Source organism: Pseudomonas sp. DWP3-1-2, from assembly GCF_049896285.1.
Lineage (GTDB): Bacteria > Pseudomonadota > Gammaproteobacteria > Pseudomonadales > Pseudomonadaceae > Aquipseudomonas.
Genome location: NZ_JAFCTZ010000001.1, coordinates 395,244 through 417,009 on the forward strand (window position 1 = coordinate 395,244; position 21,766 = coordinate 417,009).

Here is a 21,766-nt window from a genome sequence, read left to right on the forward strand (position 1 = left end):
TGAAGAGGTAGGTAAGATCTGAGGAAAACGGGTATGGCAGTTAAGGGTTACTAACTGGAGCTCTATGAGCGCGCGCGGTGAGCCCGAGGTTCAAAGGTGCTTGGTAACACTGCCGCGCAGTCCTGCAGCATCAAAGCATGTCGGTATCGCAACGATTTTCTCTTCATGGAACCAACTTAGGATTGATGAGGCGAGTATGTGGATGAGAGCTGACATCGGCTTGTCATTCAAGCCGATGTGTCCAGTTGAGCCAAAAAACTTACATACCCTTCTCTGATTTTAGGTTGGCCACATCTGCTTCAGAATGTAGCGTTGAGAATAGGCCCGATCAAACTGTCGGCTTCGGTGAAGCTTCATAGTGCATAAGGAGGTCAAACCTGACGTAAAATTCGACCGGCTCATCCGTGACAGTGAAGCATTCCATCAGCGCAGATGGAACCGGTACCAGGATCCGATTATTCGACACAATAGTTGTTGTGGCCAATGCCGTTCCACCCGCATCCCCAGCAAGTCTACCTCCTCTCAGTTCGATATCGTAGTACAAGCTGATACCCGCGTTAGCGCCAGAAAAGAGATAGACAATCCGTCGGCCGGCCCAAGCCACTTGGCTGGAGTGAGGCCATTTAAAAAACTCGAGCTCCTGCTGAAAAAGCCGGTCTGATAGTGCTAAGAACATCCGATAGTTATTCAACTGCGGGAGATCTTGTTCCGTTGTAAGCAGTCGATCTTCAATAGTGGTATCTAATCGCAAAATCGGAGAGCCAGCGGTGGGGGCCGCAACTGACGCGCCTGCCGAAGCAGCAGCAGGTACTGCTGCACTTAAAACATCGGGCAGAACCTGCTCCACGATACCTACTTGCCGATCACTGACGTGCTGACTTTGCACCGCCGTGATTGCCACGGCAGCGCTGAGCATTTCGCCTATTTCAACCTTACCGCTCAGGTAGTCGGCGATAAGTGGTTCCAGTGCACCGTTGTCCTGTCGCTCGAGACGGAAGATCTCACGCTTGCGTTCTAACGCGCGCTGAAGAGCATCAAGCCCAGAACGCTGAGAGCTCGGCACAAATGACTGAATCTGAGAGTAGATATGAACCCTGACGAAATCCTTTGCGAAGCTATCGAGGAGTTCGTTTGAGGTTCTAAGATGGTTCAGTACCGCTTTCAATGCAGGCCAGCTTCTAGATAGGGTAAGCGTTACCTTATCTGCCTCCATCTTGGCCGTCATTGGTACTCCATGCGTTATATCAGCCCAGATTATATCTACGTCATCCAGCATATAGTCCGTTCTAAGCACCCTGGCAAGGGCAAAGGTGAGGCTAACCTCCTCTCGAGTCAAGTCGCCGGGTGTATACGTGTGAGATATGGTCGCATGGTTTGGAATACTCGGGATGTGGAGTATTTCATTCAAATATCTACGCTGCAGTTCGCGACGAGGTTGGCTTTGGCTAATCCTGATTAACGGGTTTTCTGCACCCGAAAACATTCTTATCAGATCAGGATCTGTACCCTCGTAGGATTGCATTTGAAGGCCGGTGAAGTGGGTCGTTAGCGCTCCCATTTCTAGTTGTTCGCCTTCCTCTTGGATTTGAATTTTTACCCGACCTCCCAAAGCCGTTAGCTGATTGTTCACCACGAATTGTTGAAACGCTGTCAGGCTGTCCGCAATTGGATGAGTTGCCAACATGTTAGTTAAATGCCTCTCAAGGGGCGGGAAAATCCTAGCAGCATCGGCAATGGACTCCCTAGTCAAGGCTTCGCGGCCGGCGGTGGGCACCAGAAACGGCAGGTCTGCGAAACCGCCTAGTTGGTAAACCCCTGCTACAGGCAACGGCGCTAGTCCAAAGCTGGAGCGCAGACCCATTATCGACCCCATGCCATTGCGGAGATAAAGCTGCCCTTTAATAGGCGTTCCGTCGCGACGAAAATTGGTGCATACCACTCCTACTCCAGTGGTTCCAGCAACATAGGCCTCTACGCTAAACTCCAAGGTGCCGGCCGCTATGTCTTGTTTACCAAGGGACTGCCAATCTTTGATCCCGACTGCCGCCATTTGGTCTTGTTGACTGATCAGTGCCCCGTTTATCATTACAGGCACTGGCAGGAATCCTACGAACTGGCCTACGTAGTTCTTTAGACCTTCTATGTCGAGCAGCGTGTCTCCGTCAAGCGTGGCTACTATGCTTGTGCCAATGGGGATCGAATCACCTAATTGTTCAAAGCTAATACAGTCTTGACCAATTTTTAGATTCTTCTTCTGCGCCGCGGTGCGGTAACCAACATCGCTACCCAATGCCCGTGTCGTGACAGAAAGCTCAGAGCAGACTCCGAAGTTTGCCATTGCACCAATGCCGAACGTACCAATAACTCCAGCTTGACGCGCACTTTCTGTATTTTTCCCCGACGAGCCTGCTTTCCAGAAGTTTTCTCTTAAAACATCTTCTGACATCCCAATGCCATTGTCAGAGATTGCTATCGATTCATGGGCCACCTCAACGTTTATAAGGTAAGAAGATAGGTCGCCACCTTCGGCATTGGCTCTCATGAGGACGGCATCGTAGCAGTTCTGTATATTCTCTCGTACCATTGCAAATGGTGAGTCGTATATTTGCTTTGAGAGGATCTCCAGTACGCGATCTGTCTCAACTTGAAATGCTATGCTGGTTTTTGACATGCTCATTTGCCCCTCAAAAGTATCTGACATTGTTCGATTGTCTGGCGTACTGCGGATGAGTCGGCGAAGGTTTTTGTGTGTGTAGAGTTGATTAGAAGACGTAACGATGACCAATCAAGTAAATGTTCATATGCCTCGCAGAGGGATAAAAAATCTGTCGGCGAAGCTGGAGGGCTGAGTAAGTCAGCCAGCGCCTGCCAGTCACATAAGGCGGTCAACGCTTTGACTGCTATCTCGCGTACCCATACGTCATCTGTATGGTCACGAAGAAGCTCATAAGCTTTTTTGGCCTGCCCATTTCGAATCAACTCGTCGGCGTTGCCTGCTAATTCAAGAGGCGATTGCTCTCGGCTTCTCGGTTTTGCTAGCTTGAACTTCATGAAACTGCCGCCATATTCACTGACGTAACCACGATCCCAAACAGGAGAGCTAAAATCATTATTAGTCATCTCCCTTACGTGTACTGTGCCGTCTCCTGTTTCTCGGTCCAGTACAACGACGTTATAGCCCCTCATACGTCCAGGCGGCAGACTGCGAGGGCCGCCGCAGAGTGTTCCTGCACTTATGACTGCGATATGTCTCTGGACGTCAGCGGAGAATCTGTTCTCAAGTAGGCCGGATCGGTGCTGATGCCCATGCATCCCTATCGAGCAGTTAGAGTCCATTAGCTGTCGGAGAAAGTCGGAGTCAATGTAGTCGTTCTCTTGAGGCCCCCCTTGAATGCTATGGTGCCATACCCCAATGATAAGCGCCTCAGGGTGAGCCTTTTGCGCAACCTCATCCATCGCGCGACTGATTGCTTCAGCTGAGATAGCACCTGTCCTATTGTAGAGATCATTTTCCAAGCAACTGGAAAATGCGACTATGCAAACCCCAAATTTAGAGAAGTTATGAATTGAGTACTGCTTTTCAGGGATTAATGAAAACTCTCTTTTTTTCTCGTAGAAGCGCTCGTAAAATTTCGCATACGGTTCTAGGCGCTGACGATAAACCGTCGCGTTGATGATTTCGTATACGGATAGTTCGGGAAGATTCAATCTGTATAAAGACCCTTGCTCCCAAACCTTCTGCATAAGTATTCGTCTTTTTTCATACTCAGGTGGGACTTCTACGAGTCGCGTAGCTCGGACCACATGCGGCATGCTTATGTCATGATTTCCTGGCGCTATGACAATGCGCTCACGATCACCATCAAAAAAACGGTCGGCTAAACCGACTAATGTCTCATAGGCTTCTTCGTACTGTAGTTCGAGGTTCCTATCGCCATCAGGGTCGTTACCTTTTACTCCATAAACGATGTCGCCACTGATGACGGCAATGTCCGGCTTGGGAATACCCTCTGTCCCAGTATAACGATTGCTATCTCGCCAAAGTGATGACAGTAGCGGCTGCGTTCTGATGCGGCTCTCAGCATCCCTATGCAGGTCTGAGAGATGCAGAATTGTAGTTTTAGTCATAGCTTCTCACAGAGCAAATATCAGGGGAGTAGGAGTAAAATTGTCCATCTGGGAAGCGGTCTCCTGTCTTTAGCTTACTTGCGGCCTAGCTTTTTCATCTTCTTAGCGAGGACCAACAACCTATTGGCAGTCACGCGCTATTTGATTCGGTCAGGAACTTAGGGAATCGAAATCCCCAACGCATTCAGCGTAGGTGTGTCCATTTTCCCACTGCTGCTGATTCCAGAGTCCGCTTGGAAAGCCATTAGCGCACCGCGAGTGCTGTTACCGAGTATCCCGTCTATAGGTCCGGTGTAGTATTTTTTGATCATCAATGCGAGTTGGACACGCCGTACAAGCATCGAAAGGTCTGCTGCAGCGGGTTTGGAAGGCGTTGAATTCGATACGTTCGGACTCGGGTTTCTCGATTGTGTTGTCGTGCTGGTACTTCCAGTCGCTGAGCGATAGGTGTTACTCGGCATCGATGCGGGCGGAGTGTAGTAATTGGTGCTAGGCGCCGTATAAGTTCGAGGAGCACTGTAACCGCCGGAACCACTGTAATGAGAACTGTGCGAGCTGTGAGATCGGTGCGAACTATGCGAGCGGTGTGCGGCGTAGATATTGATGGCGTCCTTGGCGTTAAGTGTGTTCTTGAACGCTGGCGGGGCACTATTTGGATTCGGCAACCAATCAGCGGTTGCCAGCTGAGCCTGGCTTGCATCAGCTAGCGGGCTTCCGATCATTGGTACCAATGCGATCGATTGGCCGATCAGCAGCTTCCAGCGCTCAAGCAGTTTCATAAAGTGCTCCTTGCATATTGGCTAAATCCTCGGCGGAGAGGGGGTGGATATTGCGGCTCTGCCAACGAGATGAATGAGATTTGAAGAACCCTGCGCAAGCATGTGTGGCTGAGCAGGTCTGACACGCATCAATGAACAGGTTTTTCCAGTCAGAGATGCTCTGCCTGTAGAAGCGGCCAAGTGCCGGATGCAGCACGCACAGCGGGAGGTTGTAGATCGAGACTGCAATACCTCGAATGTCCAGGAAATATGCAGCTTTAGTCAGTTCATCTTGATAGTCCGCAGGATCAATCCAGAGTTGGTCATAGTTTTTCTTGGCCAATCCGGTGTTCTCGATTCCCATTAGTGCAACGTGACGCACAAAGGGTAAATTACGAAAAACGAAGTGCGCCCATTGTCCAAGTCTTGGTGTCGTTAGCTGACTCAACACCATGCGGATTTCGATTTTTTGGTCAGCTCGCTGCAGGTTATAGAGCCCAATCATTGTCTGGCTAAACGCACCGATCGCCTGCACGACATAGTCATGATCGGCTGCGTTGTCCGCATATAAAGGGACACCCCAAGTGAGGTTTGGATGGCTCAGTCGCTGAAGTTCTGCGATCCACGTAGGATCGCTTAGTAATCGGCCGTTGCTAAGGATGTGCAAAGATTTCTCAGGGACTACTCGCTTGGCATGCTCGACAATTGCAAGCAGCCCCTCTCGATAGAGAGTGGGTTCTCCACCGCTTATACCAAGCTGCTCATCACCCTGGTCAATCAGGTCGATGAGCTTAAGATTCTCGTCAATATGCCAACGATCATCTATGTCCTTGGGAGGCTGGGAGCACATCAGGCAAAGGCTGTTGCAGCGATCAGTCATAAACAAGAGGTTGCTGTTAGCGCCACGCCGGTAGAGTACGCGTACGACGTTTGAGCCGGGTCCGACAGTTATGACATCGCCCGGCTGCACCACCAAAGGATCTTTAGGGTTCGTCAGCAGTGGTGCGTCGATGTCGGGCCTTGCGCTTGCGCTGCCTGAGAGCAAAAAACCACCCACGGGGAGTGAAAAAACCTGGTCGTAATTAGCAGAGAGTGAGCCATCCAGCCACAACATCAGGTCATCAAATGATGCGTCCCCAGCGCAACAAGCGGTACCTTTGCTTACAAGCTCATCGGGAGTAATAACCTTGAAAATCCTGGGTTCTGCCAAGTTGCTAATTTCGAACTGAGTGTCTAGGCGTAGCATCTTCAGCCCCTATAACCAGCAGATGGAAGGTCGCCCAGAGAGCGGCGCGCCAGCCACGACATCAGAACCCTTTGCTTCGTATCGTCTCCGTCACGAAGCAGGCAAAAAAGGTGCGTGAGTAAGGCTGTATTTTTCTGACAGAAGCTGCTGAAACCGCGATGACCGATAGGGTCTCCTTGACGGGCATAATGCTCAATTGGATCAGCACCGCAGTAGGGCACTAGCGCGCAGTCGGAGCACCCAGGCAATCCCTCCGCCACACCCGCAGAGAGCAAAACGTCAATGACCGGTGACTCTAGTAGTTCTTTCAACGGTTGGTTCACGTTACCCAGCTTGAGTCCGTCCTCTCCCATCTCTAGAAACATCCGGGATTCATCTGACGGATAGACATCGCCGTCATAGTTGTAGACAAGTGTTCCCAACCCCGCGCCAAGAGGGGAGCGCAGGTCCACATAGCCAGACGCAAAAGGGGTGAGGATGTTGGTCAGCAAGAGCGATGTATAACCTTCGGATATGTACTTCCCTTCAGCGTTTACCTTCATCAGATAGGTAAGGGATTCGATGTAGAAATCGATGAATTCGCTCATTGTGTAATCCAGGCGACTCGCTGATTTCTTGGCGAAACCATAGGGGCTCAATGGTCGCAGGGAAATGCTGTTGAACTCCCTGGCAATGTACTCATCAATGATTGCCTGCGAATGCTTCAGACTTTTTGCGGTGATAGTCGTTAGCGCTGATACCGAGTCATGGCCCAGCCTTGCTCTTACACGATCAATGCCCTCTACCGTTTTTTCATAGGCATCTTTCGTTGGGGTTGGCCTGTTGGCATTGTGCAGAAAAGCGGGGCCGTCCAAGGAGGTAGAGAACTGAATTTTGTGTTGTTGAGCGAAATTCAGAACATCGTCATTCAAATGATGAAGGGTTGTCGTGATCACATACTGAATACTTCGTTGCTCTATCTCATTGCGGGTTTCCACCAGCTCTACAATTTGGCGAATGCGCTCAAACGCGAGCAGCGGTTCGCCGCCTTGGAACTCGATTGTAATTACAGGCGAGGGCGATTCGAAGAGTCGTTCTACTGCCAGAACTGCGTTTGCTGCGGACATGTCATGGCCCGTTCCGCCGAGCGGAGCCCGAGAGACTTGGCAGTATTGGCAGGTGTGGTTGCAGCGCAAGGTCACCACGAAGATGTGCAGCGCTGGACCGTCGAACACAAAGCTTTTACGACTGCGGTACTGAGCTGCCATTTCCGGGATCGGATCGTGCCCTTCAGGCTCGTAGATGAAGTGACGAGCGAGGAGATCCTTGTAGTAAGTTGATCCTGTGCTTAAAGCTTTATGGACTAGATCGTGCAACTGGTTTTCCGAGACGAATAGATACTCACCTGTTTCCGCGGTTAGCAAAATATTACTGCTAGGGTGGCTATCAATTCGGGTAAACCGAAATGGGAGCAGTCGATAACAGGCCTCCTTGGCTATGAGCGTGGTGGTCACACGCCAGCTCCATGCAGTGCCGCATTGGCGAGGACCTGTCTCAGTCCTGACGTTTCCTGCTGAATCAGAGCGCGCATTGCGAAATCATTGAGATTACGCAAAATAAGCTCGCGCCCTTCATCTTCTGATGGGACGTCTTGGGGGCCTCCTGCCAAAAGGGCAGGAACCGCGTGCAGATGAAGCATATTCAGCGTTTGGCTGATCTGAATAGAGATCTTCGGCGCGAGAGCGTATGCAGTTCTTTGCACGACGCTTAGCGGATATATCGCGCAGTCGACGGAAACCGTGACATCCCAGTTCATACTCGAATCCATTCGTGAAGATTTGAGGATCATGACTGTCGGCGCGGCGAAACGCCACTATTTGTAACGGAATATGAACAAATAGACCCTAAACAATCCAATTGGATGCCATGCCGGTGCTTTGAAGAATTAATCAGGCACCACCATCGCTCTCAACTCACCAATCACACTTCATTTGTCACTACGGGGTCGATGAGTTGTGCCCCCTGATTACTGACACTTCCAACGCTTTTATCAACGCAGAACCATTCGAAGTCATCGACTGGCCGACAACCTTCTTTCGCAATCAGTTCTGCAGCTTTTGAATCGGTTGTCGGATCCAGCCACTCCCGAGCCATCTCCGCCGTCAGCACCAGCGGCCGTCGGTCATGGATGTCCACCATCCCTGAATCACTCGCCGCCGTGATAATCACAAACCCATCATCTTCTCGCGACTCAAGCCCTGGCGTAACCTGAGCCAAAGCACCAAAAAACATCGGAGCCTGACTCTTCAGCCGAATGTAATAGGGCCGCTTCTTCTTCGGATCCAGCGGATCCTTCACCCACTCAAACCAACCATTGGCAGGCGCGATAACTCGTCCGTTCGGCCAAAGCTGCTTGAAAAACTTCCCGGTCGTAACCGTCTCGACTCGCGCATTGATCGGGTCAGGCCGCTTTCCTTTTGCCCAGAATGGCGACCAACCCCAACGAACCTTATCGACGCTAAGCCCACCTTCCACCGGTCGGATGATTTCGACTTTGGTTGTGGGCGCGACGTTGTACCGATCAATCGCCCAAAGGTCGTATCCATTGATCACAAGCTGCTGTGGAGCGAGTTCCTTAAGGTAATGGTCCATCGGTTCGTAGATCGAGTAGCGTCCGCACATGGTGTCACCCGTCGAAATTTCCTACATATGAGATTGACCGCGTGCGGCCGAGATCGTTAACTGTATATACATACAGTCACTCGTCGCAAGGTCAGCATCATGAGTATTACCATCCTTGGTCAGATATCGGCAGGGGGAGCAAAGCTCCCGCTTTATTCCTTTAGGGTGCCTGCGGGCTTCCCGTCACCGGCCGCCGATCACATCGAAAAGCACATCTCCCTGGATGAGCTGTTCGACATCCGTGCCCCCCATGTGTACGTGGCGAAAATTGAGGGCGACAGCATGCAGGGGGCGGGGATTTTCTCCGGGGATCTTGTGATTGTTGATCGCAGTCTTTACGCAGAGCATGGCGACATCGTCATCGCTGCGCTCAATGCTGAGCCAGTCTGCAAGCGCCTCCATATGCGTGAGAACTCTTGCATACTCACGTCCGAAAACAGCAAATTCCCACCACGTCACGTGATGGAAAGCGACGAGTTGGTGATCTGGGGCGTGGTGAAATACAGCGTGCGCGCTCATGGCAAATCGTGAGCCCGTGTTTGCGCTGATCGACTGCAACAGCTTCTACGCAAGTTGCGAGCGCGTATTCCGCCCGGACCTGGCGAAGACGCCGATTGTGGTGTTGAGCAATAACGACGGCTGCGTCATCGCACGTAGCTACGATGCCAAGCCGTTCGTAAAAATGGGCGCGCCGTACTTCCAGATCAAAGACGCGCTGCGTCAGAACGGTGTGGAGGTTTTCAGCAGTAACTACGCGCTGTACGGGGACATGAGCGAGCGGGTGATGACCATCATCGAGTCCATGGTGCCCGCCGTCGAGGTGTACAGCATCGACGAAGCCTTTGCGGATCTCACCGGCATGCCTGGGGATCTCACCGCATTCGGTCGAAAGATCCGCACGACCATCTACAAGTGCACAGGCATTCCAGTGGGCGTAGGCATCGCCCACACCAAAACCTTGGCCAAGCTGGCCAATCACACGGCAAAGCGTCTGCAGGACAAAACCGGCGGAGTGGTCGACATCTGCGATCCATTCAAGCGCGACTGGGTACTACGCAACACCGATGTCGGCGAGGTGTGGGGGATCGGTCGGCGCATGAAAGCCCACCTGGAGGGCATGAACATCAAGACAGCGATGGACCTGGCGAAAGCTGATCCATCGATGCTCCGCCAGAAATTCAGCGTGGTCATCGAAAAGACTGCACGCGAATTGGCAGGGACATCCTGCCTTGAGCTAAACGAGGCAGATCCACCCAAGCAAGAAATCTGCAGCAGCCGCATGTTTGGGCATCGAGTGACGACCATCGAGCCAATCAAAGAGGCGGTGGCCAGCTACGTCCAGCGCGCAGCGGAAAAGCTCCGAGCGCAGAACTCACTTTGCAAAAAGATCCGCGTCAGCATCCGCACCGGCATGTTCAACCCAGAGGAAGCGAAGTACGCCAACGGCGCGTTGGTGGAGCTGCCTTACCCGACGAATGATGTGAGGCTGATGACCAAGGCTGCGACTGAGGCGGTGAATCGGCTGTTTCGGCCTGGGTTCAAGTACAGCAAGGCGGAAGTATTACTGCTGGATCTGAGACAGCCTGGGGAATTTACGGATGATTTGTTTGCGGCTGCTCAGCCGCAGGCGGCGGTGAAAGTCATGACTGTGCTGGATGAGATCAATGGGAGATGGGGTAGGGGGACACTTCGGGCTGCTTGTGTTCCGGCGGATCCGGAGTGGGGGATGCGGCGGGAGATGATGAGTGGGAGTTTTACGACTAGGGTGGATCAGCTTTGGACCGTTCGCTGTAAGTGAACGGTATGCATGGCAGGTGACTGCTTTCGAGCGATTCTGTTGAAAAAATCGTCCATGGTTTCTACGGCAAAATAGTACGCGCTTGAGATTGAATTCTTCACTATGAGCAGAAGGTTCCGGGTTCAGATTTCGCGTAGCGGCGCGCAAAAAAGGCGTTTTCAGCTGTCAGTATGTCGGTAGTCTGGAAGAACCGACTGTTTCAACAGAATCGACCCGAAGCGGACACTTGGGTGACTGGCTTACAACCTTCAACGCTATTAAAAGCCGGGGCGATATAGCGTGACTCCTCGGAAATCGATAGCTGTCGTTGTTCCGCCTTGTCGAAGGCGGCGCTCTCGAGCGCATGGCGTAAATTTTTGAGAAAGCTCATGGCGCACTTTTCAGCCAGTTCCTTGGCAAAAGATGGGGGAGCGTCAGGTAGCCGGCGTCACGAAATCGTCCCGCATTCTGAACGCTGCGGAAGAACCGCTATCGACAAGCACGTCGAGCACATACAGGATCGCCTCGCGCAGTGCTGGATCGCGCTTGAGTTCTAGCGGGCGCGCGTAGACATGTCGCTGGAGAAGGACTTCAAGCATGAAAACGGTGTTGGACTTACGCAGCATGTCGGCGGTATTTCCACGCCCAAGTGCGTTCGCGACGAGCACAAAAGCTGCGGGCATGGAACGCTCGCCGACGTGGTAGAGAAAACGGACGTAGCTATCCAGCACTATCCAGACTGGCGGCAGCGCATTGAAGAGTGCGTCGACGTAGTGGGCGTAACCCTCCAAGCTCCGCCATTGCCGGACGTCGTCTTTCCACCACGCGGTCAGGAAGATCGTCGAGAGCACCTCGCTGCCGTACGGATGCTCCCTGTCAAGATGCGCAAGCCACTTGGCGCGCTTGACCCTCTCGGCAAACAGGTTCCACAGGAACCAGTAGTGCTTCGTGTTGGGATTACGGTCCTCGCTGCTGGTGAACCCCTGGATGACGTTGTGGACCTCGCGCGGGTGCTGGTCAACCGCACCTAGGATGGGCTGGAGGACTTGCTCGGCATCGGCATCTGACGCGCGCATCACAAATTGCTGAATGCGCTCGGATATCGCCTGCTCCCTGTGGAAGTTCCGGTCGCGCCGGTCGGTAGAGCGGTCGTTCTCGCGGTTCCAGCAGTCGACCAAGTCTTCGCTGGCGCGCCTGTGCGCGGTCACGGCCAGAGGCTCGTTGGGCACCTCGCCTAGAATCGCGAGGACCTTCGCGGACGCCTCGGCTCCGAATACCTCCGTGCAGTCGAACTTGATGTGTGCATCTTCGGCGATTTCACCGTCGGTCCAGAACCGCCGGCGAACGTCTACGGCTGCGATGGCGGCGATTGTGTTCGGCGCGCGCCTCTTGTCGTAACGCTTCCTCTCCTCAGCTTTCCAATCGCGATCTGCAAGAGTGGCCTCTGTCGCGATTGCGTTGACGGAGCGAAGGGCAAGGTCGGGGCTTGCTGCCCAAAACTTGTTGTTAATGCCCCAGGTGGCGTACCAACGGACTTCGTCGATTGGATGGGTTAGCGCGCCAATAAAGGCCTGCCGCACACGCGGTGTTTGGGCTTCAGCCAAGGGCTTGGACAAGAGCAGCGGCACCACGAAGGCACACGGGCGATCCGCGAGCATCGGAAACCGCTGCACGCGGTTTATGGTTTCCCATTCGTCCGCGTGCCTGGAGATTTCGGAGCAGATGACGTCGCTGCACCAGTCCTGTTCCTGCGGCGACATCTCCTCCCAGTGATCGCGGACGCAGACAGCGGCGACGAAGCCGGGGGCGTTACGGCTGTTGTCCGGATGTTCAGCAGCACCATCCATGTCCTGGGCACTTGCTAACTTCTCCCGCCACCGGGCGGGGTCAGCAGAGCTGGAGTCGCGCTGGAAGATCTGGAGGCCCCAATTGTAGATGTCTAGCCGGGCATTCATTTCTCCCAGACTCTTTGTGCTCTCGTCAATAAGTTGCTGCACTTCCGGAGCCGGTGGTTTGGGTTCGAGAGTGATGTAACTATTCGAAGGCTCTTCGCCGTCCGTTGCTGATGTCGTGTTCAATGCTGGCTGGACTTCGGCTACGTCGTACTGCCGTAAGTCGATCCGATGAAGGGCAAGTTGCCATATGAGGTCGTGCTCGTCGCGCTTGTCGGGCGCGGGAAGCGCGGCGATGTACTTATCGATGATCGCGTGAACCCGTGGGGCCGGAGGGCCGAGTTGCAGGTTTGTGATGGCCACTTCAAGGTCGCGCCGACGGTGCGGCAGCGCATTCGACTTCTTCCGCTCCTCTTCGTAGATTTTGTTTTCGGCGCTAAAAGTAGGGAACAATCCCGTGAGGATCGAGGTCTGGTGCTCGCCGACCATACGGCTGCGGTCGATCTCAATGTAATCCTGCGCCGAAAGCAGCACCAGAAGGGCTTCACTTGACCGGTGAGGATGGGCGGTCGCCACGCTTGCGACAACGGCAGCGAGCGCGGCGGAATCGCTGCGCTGCAGGATTTCGAGGAGCACCGCATCTAGCCCCTCGGGATGTGATTTGGCGTAGTCGAGCAGCCATTTCTCGAACGCCATCAGCAACGACTGGAGCACATAAGGGCCGACGGTCATACCGCGGTACAGACCCCAAAGGCGCGGGTTCACCCACTGCCTACGCATCATCCCGCCTGCGAACGTCAGCTCGATTTCCCAAGCGGGTTCAAGGGAGTCGCCTAGACGCGGATGCTCGTACCACTCGGCGCTGTGATTGAAGACCTGGATCAGAAACTCAAGACCCTTTCTCGGGTGGTGCGTAAGCAGGCTGATCCACGGCCCACGGAAGGCACTGGCAGGGAAGAAGTCGTGGCGCAGGTGTTCCTTGATGCCGAAGTAAAGGTCAACGTCGATGGATGAGCGGTCGTAGCGTGCCTCGCGCAGATACTCCTCTGTAGCGAGGAAATTATGCAGTGCGACGGAGATCAAAAGGTCCGGTAGGTCGCGCGCCGTAGCCGCGCCGTCGAGGCCCCCAAGAAGGATGTTGCGGAATTCTTCGGCGACGGGATCGCGGTGGCGTCCCTCCCCCATCTGCCCGCGCAGGATGGCTTCGAAGCGCGCAGGGTCGGCCTTCGGGATCTTCGCAATGACCTTAAGAATGCGTTTGCGCGCATCGCCTCCCCTGTAGCGGTCAAAGCGCGGGAGGAGCCAATGGGCAATGCCGGCGACGTGTTCGGCTCCATCGATGTCCGGCGCCCACCAGCTGACGCTGCGCACGGCATCCTCGATCAATGCGAGAAGCAGCGGTGCATCTTCTAGTCCAAAGCTTCCGACGTTGCGGTGAACCAGTCCCACGACGGTTTCCCAGGCCGGGCCGTCCGGCACGCTGAGGATCGAACTGTGGCCGCGCACGTCGGCAAGCCAGGCGGGCGACGTCACACAGGCAACACGCAGGAGGTGGATGACCCGCTTGAGAATGGCGCGGTCATTGGCGAGCAGCTCGGCCTCGTGCCGTGTTAGGAACTTGGACGCCGACGGTGCTTTCAGCAGCGACACCAGCGTGTCGTCGCGGAATTGAGCGGGCACATCGGCTTGGGCGATTGCCGCGCTAAACAGTCGGTCCGCTGCGGGCGCGTCACGGTCGACCAGCTCGGCAACCCACTTCCGATAAGAGCGGCGCACCGCAGGATGTGGGCCGATCGCGGAGGACAACGTCTTGAACGTAGTCTCATCTGTGAGGTGCTGTTCCTCGATCCATTGGAGGATGGCCCAGTCCTCAAGCACGTCGTGCGCAGTCGCGACGAGCAGAGGATTGTTGTCCGGCGAAACAACGAGAGAATCCTGTTTCAGGAGGGCGATGACTGCAGCATTGAGTCCGGTAGCGGGCACATAGTCTGAAAGCGCGCGCGCCCTGCGCACCGCCAGCTCCTGCAAGGCCTCTTCGCGCAGACGCGGCATGCCGTTGGCAGGACTGTGGTCCGCGCGCACGTTTTGCCGCCAGAAGACGGCCCGGAAATCACGTTCGTTCTCTGGAAGCGGACGTCCCGCGTCCCAGGGAATCTGGAGTGCCTTGTCGATGAGATACGGGTTGCGCAGGATCTGGCGCAGGGCCGGATTGCCCAGCGGTACCCCCAGAGACGGAAACGCCGTCTGGATCTCCTGTAATTCGGAGTCGTCGAGCGGCGGAACCTCGATGACTGCGTGATCAATTCCCGCAGGCTGGAGGAAGCTAGCCTGCACCTGCTCCACAGAATAGTCACGACAAGTCATGACGATGGCAAGGCCCTCGTCGCCCTGGGCGATCGTCATCAGATCGCTGAAGGCGTCGCGCGTTGGTTTTTCAAGCAGGCGTTCGACGCTCTCGATGACGAGCACCTTGCGGCCCTGTGCGCCGAGGATAGCCTGAAGCTCTGTGGCACGCGTCGGAATCTGACCGTTGTGGAGCGTTTCGTCGATGTGGGCGACGGCGAATTCCTCAACTCGGAACCCGAAGGCGAAAAAATCGCGGGAGAGAAAAGACACCGCTTCCTTGCCGATGACAGATTTGCCACTACCGGCCGGCCCCGTGATCAGGACGACTTGCTTCGCTTCGATTGCTGCAAGAACTTTCTGAACGATTCCGGCGCGCTGCAGGTGGAAGGCCGATCCAATCGTCGTGCGGATCTTCCGCAGGACGAAATCCGTGTGGTTCATCAAGGCCGTCAGTACGCGCTGCTCGTTCGCGCCCACCTCATCGTACGACTGGACGAGAGCGGCCGGAAGATCGGAGCGTTTCAGGCTCCGCGCGGACGGTCCGGCCTCGCTGGCAAAGTACAGGAGAGCGTCCCATGCAGCCGTCGCGCTGACGACGGGATCTGGGGCGGCAGACTTGAGGGCGAGCAGCGTCTTGATAAGCGCTTCGGTCTGACGGGTAGATGTGTGCAGGTCGAGGCTCAGTACGTGTAGCACGTGCAGGAAAGGCCACAGATCTTTAGCGGTGACGGGCGTCCCTTCCAGTGCGCTGACGATCTGACAAAGCTCGTTGCACTGGGAGACTGATTTCTTGGAGATGAAACCGTCGAGAGATAGCCGCCGCTGGAATTCTTCGCTGTCCGCAGCGCCCCTAGCGCAGTCGAGCAGCCCTACGAAGTTCTCGAGGAGCGTGTTCGTGCCGCGTAGAGCGACGAGGACAAGACGATCGTACTGGGGATTGAAAGGATCGGCTTTCTTGAAATCTCTCCAGAAATCGCCAACGGCCTTCTTGCATTCCTCGTCGGCAGCACTAATCGTGAGGCTGCGCTTCACCTGCCCGACGAGTCGTGCAGGTGCGGTGCCCGCGCGCGCGCAGACGACAAGGAAGTCGTCCGTATTGAAGCCGAGATGCTCCGTTTGGAAATGGACCTCGACGACACCTGTATCGGTCAAGATCGGCGGGATGCTGCGGACGAGCAGCTGCGCCAGCCAATACGCCGCGACATGTTGTTCGAAGAAAACCCCCTCACCCCCGGTGGCAATCGGACTTGAAACTCGCTTCTGGTCTGGGCCGTCCATACTATCCACCTAATAGTTCCATCGTTTCCCTGGTCGGGGGGACAAGCTTTCAAAGCCTTGCTCGATGACGACATCGTACAAGCGTTCACGCGGCCCGTCCGACGTTCCCCCGGATCAAGAGTAGCAAGAAGGTTTGAAGTATCATTAGTTTGGTGGTGCTCCTAATGAGAGTCCTCTGTTGGCCGATTTTGTTGAAAAAGGAGATCTCCTGCCTGGCCTGCTGCAACATCAGGTCATCGGCCAGCGGGCGGATTCGCAGCATGATGGGGCAATTGTCGAATGGGCAAGAGAGACTGTTTTACTCGTTCAACATTGAAGATCACATCCCAGCCAATCACCTCCTGCGCAACATTGATCGATGCCTCGATCTGAGCGATCTACGCCATTACCTCGCCGTAGCCGTCAAACACGGCTCGTTTGACCAGCGGAGGACGTTCTGCTTCATGATCGAGAGCATTGGTTTCGCGGTAGCTTGAGAGCCGCCTCAAGCGTTGCGGCCTATGGTTCATGTTCTGGAAGAGTCTCACGGGCTGCGCGATTTTTTGGCCGAGCGCTGGGTAGTGGCTGTTCGCCATTATTATGCCAGTGGGATCACTTCCCGGAAGTTCATGATCACGTCCCTTGAACTGTTGCCGCAGTCCCCCGCGCGTAAAGCTTCCAGGCTGCAGAAGCTTCACGTGGAGGGCGATTTTTGTGCCAGCTTCAAGGCTCAGGATCTGCACTGGTATGGTCTGGCGCAGCAAGCACGATGCTTTCGATCCGATGCGGCAGGATGCCAATCCTGCTGGCCTGAACTTTCATCGCGCTGTTCTCCTCTCCATCGTCGTCCTCCCACTTATCCATCTGCATCCGTCCCTGCACCAGCACCCGAACGCCTTTGGCATACAGCCGCGAGTAGCGCTCGGCATCCTTGTGCCAAAGTTCGACGTTGGCCCAGAAGCCTCCGCGGTCTTCGTATTTGCCATCGCCCCGAGGGATTGAGTTGTCGAAGTACACGTTCAGGCGCAGCAGTCGTCGTGGCTCTTCATTTCCGTTGGGGAATTCCTTGAATTCCGGCTTGCTGCCGATGTTGCCTTCGCCCCAAAAACTCGTGGCCATGGTCAGGCCTCCTTTGCGTGGTTGTTGATGATGTAGAGTCGGTGTTGGTAGGTGGCGTCCGCGTGCGCCATCTTTTTTTCGCACTCGGTTGCCTGGCGGCAGATGGTGGAGATCAGGCTGATCTGCATGTTCAGCACGATGCGTTGCAGCTCCAACTGGTGCAGGTCGTGAATTAAGCTTGGGGGTGTGCGTGGGTCGTTGAGCAGCTCTGACCAGAGCCCGACCCCCATCTTGCTGCGATCGGTTCTGCTCCAGCGCAGGAACACGGTGCCAGCTCCGGTTGACTGCTGTTTAATGTGAATAGGTAGCAGCGAGAAGGGGTAGCGCTGTGCTTGAGGCAGTACTTGGTGGGTTGCGAGCTGGATTAGACTGTCCAGCAGTTGCCGGCAAACAACGGCTAATTGGCTTAGCTCCCCCTTACCCTTAAAAGGTTTTAAAAGCCCTTTAAGGAAGGCGGCGTGTTCCAAGCTGGAGAAGGCTGTCTGTTGCAAGGGCTGGAAGGCTGGCGGTCTAGGTTGCAGAGCGTCGTCGAGGTCTGACATGGCTCAGCGCTCCGTATCATCGCGATCTTCTGCGGCAGCAGCTATGTGCGTGTCACCCGTGCTGCGTCGCCGCGTGATGGGTGGGGCAAACTCTGAGCGCCACAATCCCTCAAGCACCTCCTGCGGCAGTTCACCGAAACTCTCACGCGCCTCCCGAGCCTTGGCGTTATTGGCGGCGAAGTCGTCGCGTGTTGTCCCAGAGTATTTGTACTGCTGAGCCAGGCCAAACAGGCTCCGGAGCACATGCGCGCCTTCGTCGAGCCAGCGCTCCATATCCCGACGCCCGATCCGTGCAGTGTGATGAGCTAATAGCAGGCGTCGAGCGAGGTCGTCGAACTGGGTTAGCAGATACACCGCCATGAAGCCAAGCTGTGCATTGACGAACAAGGGCAGGGTGACGGGCTGGATGTTGAGGTTGTCACCGATGCTCAGCGCATGAGGAATATCGGCCATGAGCTGGTCCAGGTTTTCCTGGATGGTCGCGAGCTCGGTCTTACAGGCAATGAGCTTTTCTTCGATGCGGATCATCCACCAGTCCGAGTAAGGGTCATCCTGCTCTGCACCGCGCTTCATCTTGTTCATCATGCTGACAAAACCGCTTAGGCCAACGATGCCGTTCTTGCTTTCACTGGCTTGTCGGCCATGCCAGATCCTGGCGGCGTGGTGAGTGTGCAGGGTGAGTTTCATCGCGCTTCGTAGCGCGCCGAGGTTCAGCTGTATGGATTCGGACACGTCAGGCCTCCGGGCTTGAAAAGAGTGTCCAGTGTTGCGAGGCGGCAGGAAGGCTGTCAGTTGGGAAACTGGAATGAAGGGCAGGGGTTTGAGGGGAGGGTGTGAATGAGGGAGTGATTCCAGTGGAATCATGGTGGCGATTGGCTTGTAGTGGATGCTCGAACCTGAATACTGTTGGGACTGCTTAAGTCTAAGTATCTGCTAACTGACCGATTAAAGCCTGCGGGGGGGGCTCCGCAGGAATCGTCTCAGATGGAGGATTGCTCCCTATCCGAGCCGCTCTTGGGGTAGAAACACTAATGAGATTGACCAAAAAACGTAGTGGCACTATGAAGTCGGAAATGTTCCGCTTATCTTTGATCTGGATTTTCCCATGCCAAGGATTGCCCAATGCTAGAAAAAGTCCTGCTTCGTAATGTCTCCAGCTACTCGCCTGACGCTGCGGTGTCCATTGCCCCGCTCAAGCGCGTGAACTTGTTCTACGGTCAGAATGGGACGGGCAAAACCACCATCGGCAACTTCCTCCAGTCCCCTGGTCAGGCCTGCTATAACGTTTGTGGTGTGGAACCGGTGAAGGTTGGCCGGGAGGTACTGGTTTACAACCACGTGTTCATGGAGAAGAACTTCCATGAGGCCTCCTCTCAGCCGGGAGTTTTCACCCTCAATGAGGGCAACATTGAGGCTGAGGCCGCCTTGGCAGCAGCAGAGGCGTCAATCGCTGAGTTGACGATCGCCCACGATGCTGAGATGGAAAAGGGCGTTAATTGCAAGAAGGCCCAGGACGCCGCTCATGAAGTGCTCCTGGACAGTGTCTGGAAGCCCAAGCGGGAGTTCGATGGCTCCGCTCTGGCTTACTGCTTCAGGTCGCTGAACACCAGAGAACGTTTGCTGGACGCTGTCCGGCGGGTTCCGCTTGTGGCTACCACCGATACCGCCCAAGGGATGCTTGGGGAGGCGGCAGCGCTTAGCGAGACCAACGATCAGGAAGTGCCAAACATCGCGCCCATTTCTTTCCAGGCGCATAAGCTGGAAGTTGATCCGATGCTGCAGGAGGTCATCACCGGATCGAGCAACTCCTACCTTTCTGCGTTTATTCAGCAGTTGGGAAACTCGGACTGGGTCAAACACGCACTCCGTTATCGGGCTGAAGCAGAAGACAAATGCCCGCTATGTCAGCAACCTTTGCCGCAAGATTTCTATGCTGAGATCCATAAGGTCTTCGACAAGACCTATGAGGAGCGCCTAGGTACGCTCAGGCAACTCGAATATCAGTACCGGGGTGCGGTGGATCAACTTCTACAACGATGCGAGGCCCCTGTTTATAAGCTTCAAGCCATCAGGCTGCATATTACTCGCCTACACGCGGTGTTCCAGAAGAACCTGCAAGCCATTGGCGAGAAGATCGCCAGTCCATCTCTTGTCACGACGCTGGAATCCACTGAAGCACTGGTTGCTGAGTTGAACTGCGAGATCGCGGCTGAACAGCTGAAAATCGACGCTATCAATGAGCGGATCAGGAACAGGAAACAGCATGAAGAGAGCATCAAGGAACGCTTCTGGCGCTGGTACAGAGCTTCCTGCAATGCTGCTTTCCAGGCATTCGAGAAGGTAGACAAGGCGCAAGGCCGTCAGCGGCAGGCCGCCAAAGATGAGGTTCAGTTGCTTCGGGAACGAATTCAAGAGCAGCGCGGGATTGTCGCTCAGTCCAGAGCTGCCATCACGAACATCGATCAGTCCGTCGAGAGCATCAACAATTGGCTGCGGGTGCTGGGGCTGAAGGGTTTTGGGCTGATCAGGGAGGAGGGCTCGGTACCCCAGTATCGTCTTGAGCGCCCTGGCCAGACCGAAGGGGTGTTCAGAACGCTGAGCGAGGGTGAGAAAACACTGATCTCGTTCCTCTACTTCCTTGAGGTTTGCAATGGCGAGATGGACACCGCGGGTGGAAAGCTCAAGCGTGATCGGATCATCGTCATCGACGATCCGATATCGAGCCTCTCCCATAACTATGTGTACGATATCGCTTCGCTGATCAGACGCCAGGTGCTCATCCCAAGGGATCGGTTCAAGCAGGTGATCATCTTGACGCACAACCTGTTTTTCTTCCACGAGATGGCCAAGCTGTTGAAGGAGGATGGGGAAAAAGCGGTTGCCATGTTTCGGATCACCAAGTCTGAATACAGCTCCGTCGTGCCCATGGCGGAACGGGAAATCCAGAACGACTACCAAGCCTTCTGGCAGACCATCAAGGACGCGTTGCAAGGCAGAACGTCTCCTAATGTTATGCCGAACATGATGCGCAACATTCTGGAGTACTACTTTAGCTTCGTGCACCAGGCGCCCACGCTGCGCCAAGCGTTGATGGAGCTCAGTGAGGACAAGCCGGAGTTCAGGGCGTTTTACCGTTATATCAATCGCGAGTCCCACACTGACTCGGTTAACCTCACTGACTTCGGCGAGATTGATCCGGCGACCTTCATCGATCGGTTCAGGGATGTGTTCGTCAAAACGAAATACGAAGCCCATTTCGACAAGATGATGTCGTAAACAGCGGTAACTCAGGCTGGACGTGCTTCGAGGGATATGGTCGAAGGGGCGAGCATCACGGGTTTACAGCTAGCCTTTCCAAACTCGGCATCCGCTGATAGCATTGCGCCTGCAGCTACCACCAAAGGACTCTCCTTCCTGCCTGGCACTCAACTGCTCGCTTTGCACGTGGCGTGTAAAGGCTATCAGCGGCCCGCTGAGATCAGTTGGAGAATACGCTATGACCGATCATGGGAAAGTTGTCCTGGTTCGCCAGTACAACCGTTTCCGGTTTGGGCAATGGGAAACCGTGTGCATGCACATGCGCTCCCTTCCGCACCGGTAATTGAACGTACCTAGGTGGTAGCTGTACTTTTTCGATCTCGCCCTCTTCATCTCAAACCTCCCCCACTAGTTCCTTTCAACCCGCCTCCAACGTCCTACTGGCAAGTCAAACGCCTACATGGGACTGCCGCTTCTGACGAGTTTGTTCTTGAGGGTGAGGGCGGTAGTGGTCCAAAAGCGGAAATTTCGCCTTGATACAACGATTGGCTGTCAGTTTGCTGGTCGGGTAGGCCCGGGTTTTCCCAAAAAAGCTCGGCGGGCAGTTGATTATTGACTAGGAAGTGCCGCTGATGTGCGCAATTTCTGGGAACGGCTTCCGTGGCCAACCTTGAAAACTGTCCGATAACTTCGAGTCACCAGCGACACTTGGCAACAGGTGTAATGTTATTTTGGTATCACTTGTGTCACTCTTTGCATCAGCGCTTAGCCTTTAACAGGCC

General features: G+C 54.8%; 15 protein-coding genes. 4 read left to right on the forward strand and 11 right to left on the reverse strand.

Annotation, left to right across the window (positions count from 1 at the left end):
* Nucleotides 1–328: 328 nt before the first annotated feature.
* From ACP7B0_RS01910 to ACP7B0_RS01940, 7 genes are all read right to left on the reverse strand, one after another.
* Complete coding sequence (locus ACP7B0_RS01910; protein ID WP_426139233.1) at nt 329–2,671, reverse strand: ATP-binding protein; 2,343 nt, start codon at nt 2,669–2,671, stop codon at nt 329–331.
* A gap of 2 nt (nt 2,672–2,673) precedes the next feature.
* Entirely contained in the window at nt 2,674–4,128 is a 1,455-nt protein-coding gene (locus ACP7B0_RS01915) for a metallophosphoesterase family protein (RefSeq protein ID WP_426139234.1), read from the reverse strand.
* Between the two features lie 158 nt (nt 4,129–4,286).
* Complete coding sequence (hxsA, locus tag ACP7B0_RS01920) at nt 4,287–4,907, reverse strand: His-Xaa-Ser repeat protein HxsA (protein ID WP_426139235.1); 621 nt, start codon at nt 4,905–4,907, stop codon at nt 4,287–4,289.
* Nucleotides 4,894–6,132 carry a His-Xaa-Ser system radical SAM maturase HxsC gene (gene hxsC, locus ACP7B0_RS01925; protein WP_426139236.1) on the reverse strand — a complete coding sequence of 413 codons (1,239 nt, stop codon included), beginning with the start codon at nt 6,130–6,132 and terminating at the stop codon, nt 4,894–4,896. The genes hxsA and hxsC overlap by 14 nt, the downstream gene beginning before the upstream one ends.
* Before the next feature lie 2 nt (nt 6,133–6,134).
* Nucleotides 6,135–7,625, reverse strand: coding sequence for a His-Xaa-Ser system radical SAM maturase HxsB (hxsB, locus tag ACP7B0_RS01930; protein WP_426139237.1), 1,491 nt, complete (start codon nt 7,623–7,625; stop codon nt 6,135–6,137).
* The gene (locus ACP7B0_RS01935) at nt 7,622–7,927 is read right to left on the reverse strand and encodes a His-Xaa-Ser system protein HxsD (RefSeq protein WP_426139238.1); all 306 of its coding nucleotides are present in this window, start codon (nt 7,925–7,927) and stop codon (nt 7,622–7,624) included. The genes hxsB and ACP7B0_RS01935 overlap by 4 nt, the downstream gene beginning before the upstream one ends.
* 164 nt (nt 7,928–8,091) lie before the next feature.
* Complete coding sequence (locus ACP7B0_RS01940) at nt 8,092–8,793, reverse strand: SOS response-associated peptidase (RefSeq protein ID WP_426139239.1); 702 nt, start codon at nt 8,791–8,793, stop codon at nt 8,092–8,094.
* Nucleotides 8,794–8,892: 99 nt separating this feature from the next.
* On the opposite strand from ACP7B0_RS01940, the gene ACP7B0_RS01945 reads away from it, so the two are divergent.
* Both ACP7B0_RS01945 and ACP7B0_RS01950 read left to right on the forward strand, forming a co-directional pair.
* Entirely contained in the window at nt 8,893–9,324 is a 432-nt protein-coding gene (locus ACP7B0_RS01945; RefSeq protein ID WP_426139240.1) for a LexA family protein, read from the forward strand.
* The gene (locus ACP7B0_RS01950; RefSeq protein WP_426139241.1) at nt 9,311–10,591 is read left to right on the forward strand and encodes a Y-family DNA polymerase; all 1,281 of its coding nucleotides are present in this window, start codon (nt 9,311–9,313) and stop codon (nt 10,589–10,591) included. Before ACP7B0_RS01945 ends, ACP7B0_RS01950 begins: the two co-directional genes overlap by 14 nt.
* Nucleotides 10,592–11,004: 413 nt before the next feature.
* Here the strand turns inward: ACP7B0_RS01950 and ACP7B0_RS01955 are convergent, their stop codons facing one another.
* Nucleotides 11,005–16,086 carry an AAA family ATPase gene (locus ACP7B0_RS01955; RefSeq protein WP_426139242.1) on the reverse strand — a complete coding sequence of 1,694 codons (5,082 nt, stop codon included), beginning with the start codon at nt 16,084–16,086 and terminating at the stop codon, nt 11,005–11,007.
* A 178-nt stretch (nt 16,087–16,264) separates the two neighbouring features.
* On the opposite strand from ACP7B0_RS01955, the gene ACP7B0_RS01960 reads away from it, so the two are divergent.
* The gene (locus ACP7B0_RS01960) at nt 16,265–16,402 is read left to right on the forward strand and encodes a hypothetical protein (RefSeq protein ID WP_426140086.1); all 138 of its coding nucleotides are present in this window, start codon (nt 16,265–16,267) and stop codon (nt 16,400–16,402) included.
* A gap of 386 nt (nt 16,403–16,788) precedes the next feature.
* On the opposite strand, the gene ACP7B0_RS01965 is transcribed toward ACP7B0_RS01960, so the two are convergent.
* Genes ACP7B0_RS01965 through ACP7B0_RS01975 form a run of 3 tightly spaced genes read right to left on the reverse strand, consistent with a single transcriptional unit; the run spans nt 16,789 to nt 18,458 of the window.
* Nucleotides 16,789–17,184: a single-stranded DNA-binding protein gene (locus ACP7B0_RS01965; protein WP_426139243.1), complete on the reverse strand. Its 396-nt coding sequence runs from the start codon at nt 17,182–17,184 to the stop codon at nt 16,789–16,791.
* A gap of 2 nt (nt 17,185–17,186) precedes the next feature.
* Nucleotides 17,187–17,726 (reverse strand): DUF3158 family protein, encoded by a 540-nt coding sequence (locus ACP7B0_RS01970; protein ID WP_426139244.1) that lies wholly within the window; start codon nt 17,724–17,726, stop codon nt 17,187–17,189.
* Nucleotides 17,727–17,729: 3 nt separating this feature from the next.
* Nucleotides 17,730–18,458 carry a PFL_4669 family integrating conjugative element protein gene (locus ACP7B0_RS01975; protein WP_426139245.1) on the reverse strand — a complete coding sequence of 243 codons (729 nt, stop codon included), beginning with the start codon at nt 18,456–18,458 and terminating at the stop codon, nt 17,730–17,732.
* Nucleotides 18,459–18,848: 390 nt separating this feature from the next.
* Here ACP7B0_RS01975 and ACP7B0_RS01980 point away from each other — a divergent pair, with 390 nt between their 5' ends.
* The gene (locus ACP7B0_RS01980; protein ID WP_426139246.1) at nt 18,849–21,002 is read left to right on the forward strand and encodes an AAA family ATPase; all 2,154 of its coding nucleotides are present in this window, start codon (nt 18,849–18,851) and stop codon (nt 21,000–21,002) included.
* The last annotated feature ends 764 nt before the right edge of the window (nt 21,003–21,766 follow it).

What these genes read in the sequence shown, in the direction of transcription:
- ACP7B0_RS01910 (WP_426139233.1), bottom strand. Translation starts at nt 2,671, where the DNA reads ATGTCAAAAACCAGCATAGCATTTCAAGTTGAGACAGATCGCGTACTG.
- ACP7B0_RS01915 (WP_426139234.1), bottom strand. Translation starts at nt 4,128, where the DNA reads ATGACTAAAACTACAATTCTGCATCTCTCAGACCTGCATAGGGATGCT.
- hxsA (WP_426139235.1), bottom strand. Translation starts at nt 4,907, where the DNA reads ATGAAACTGCTTGAGCGCTGGAAGCTGCTGATCGGCCAATCGATCGCA.
- hxsC (WP_426139236.1), bottom strand. Translation starts at nt 6,132, where the DNA reads ATGCTACGCCTAGACACTCAGTTCGAAATTAGCAACTTGGCAGAACCC.
- ACP7B0_RS01935 (WP_426139238.1), bottom strand. Translation starts at nt 7,927, where the DNA reads ATGAACTGGGATGTCACGGTTTCCGTCGACTGCGCGATATATCCGCTA.
- ACP7B0_RS01940 (WP_426139239.1), bottom strand. Translation starts at nt 8,793, where the DNA reads ATGTGCGGACGCTACTCGATCTACGAACCGATGGACCATTACCTTAAG.
- ACP7B0_RS01945 (WP_426139240.1), top strand. Translation starts at nt 8,893, where the DNA reads ATGAGTATTACCATCCTTGGTCAGATATCGGCAGGGGGAGCAAAGCTC.
- ACP7B0_RS01950 (WP_426139241.1), top strand. Translation starts at nt 9,311, where the DNA reads ATGGCAAATCGTGAGCCCGTGTTTGCGCTGATCGACTGCAACAGCTTC.
- ACP7B0_RS01955 (WP_426139242.1), bottom strand. Translation starts at nt 16,086, where the DNA reads ATGGACGGCCCAGACCAGAAGCGAGTTTCAAGTCCGATTGCCACCGGG.
- ACP7B0_RS01965 (WP_426139243.1), bottom strand. Translation starts at nt 17,184, where the DNA reads ATGGCCACGAGTTTTTGGGGCGAAGGCAACATCGGCAGCAAGCCGGAA.
- ACP7B0_RS01970 (WP_426139244.1), bottom strand. Translation starts at nt 17,726, where the DNA reads ATGTCAGACCTCGACGACGCTCTGCAACCTAGACCGCCAGCCTTCCAG.
- ACP7B0_RS01980 (WP_426139246.1), top strand. Translation starts at nt 18,849, where the DNA reads ATGCTAGAAAAAGTCCTGCTTCGTAATGTCTCCAGCTACTCGCCTGAC.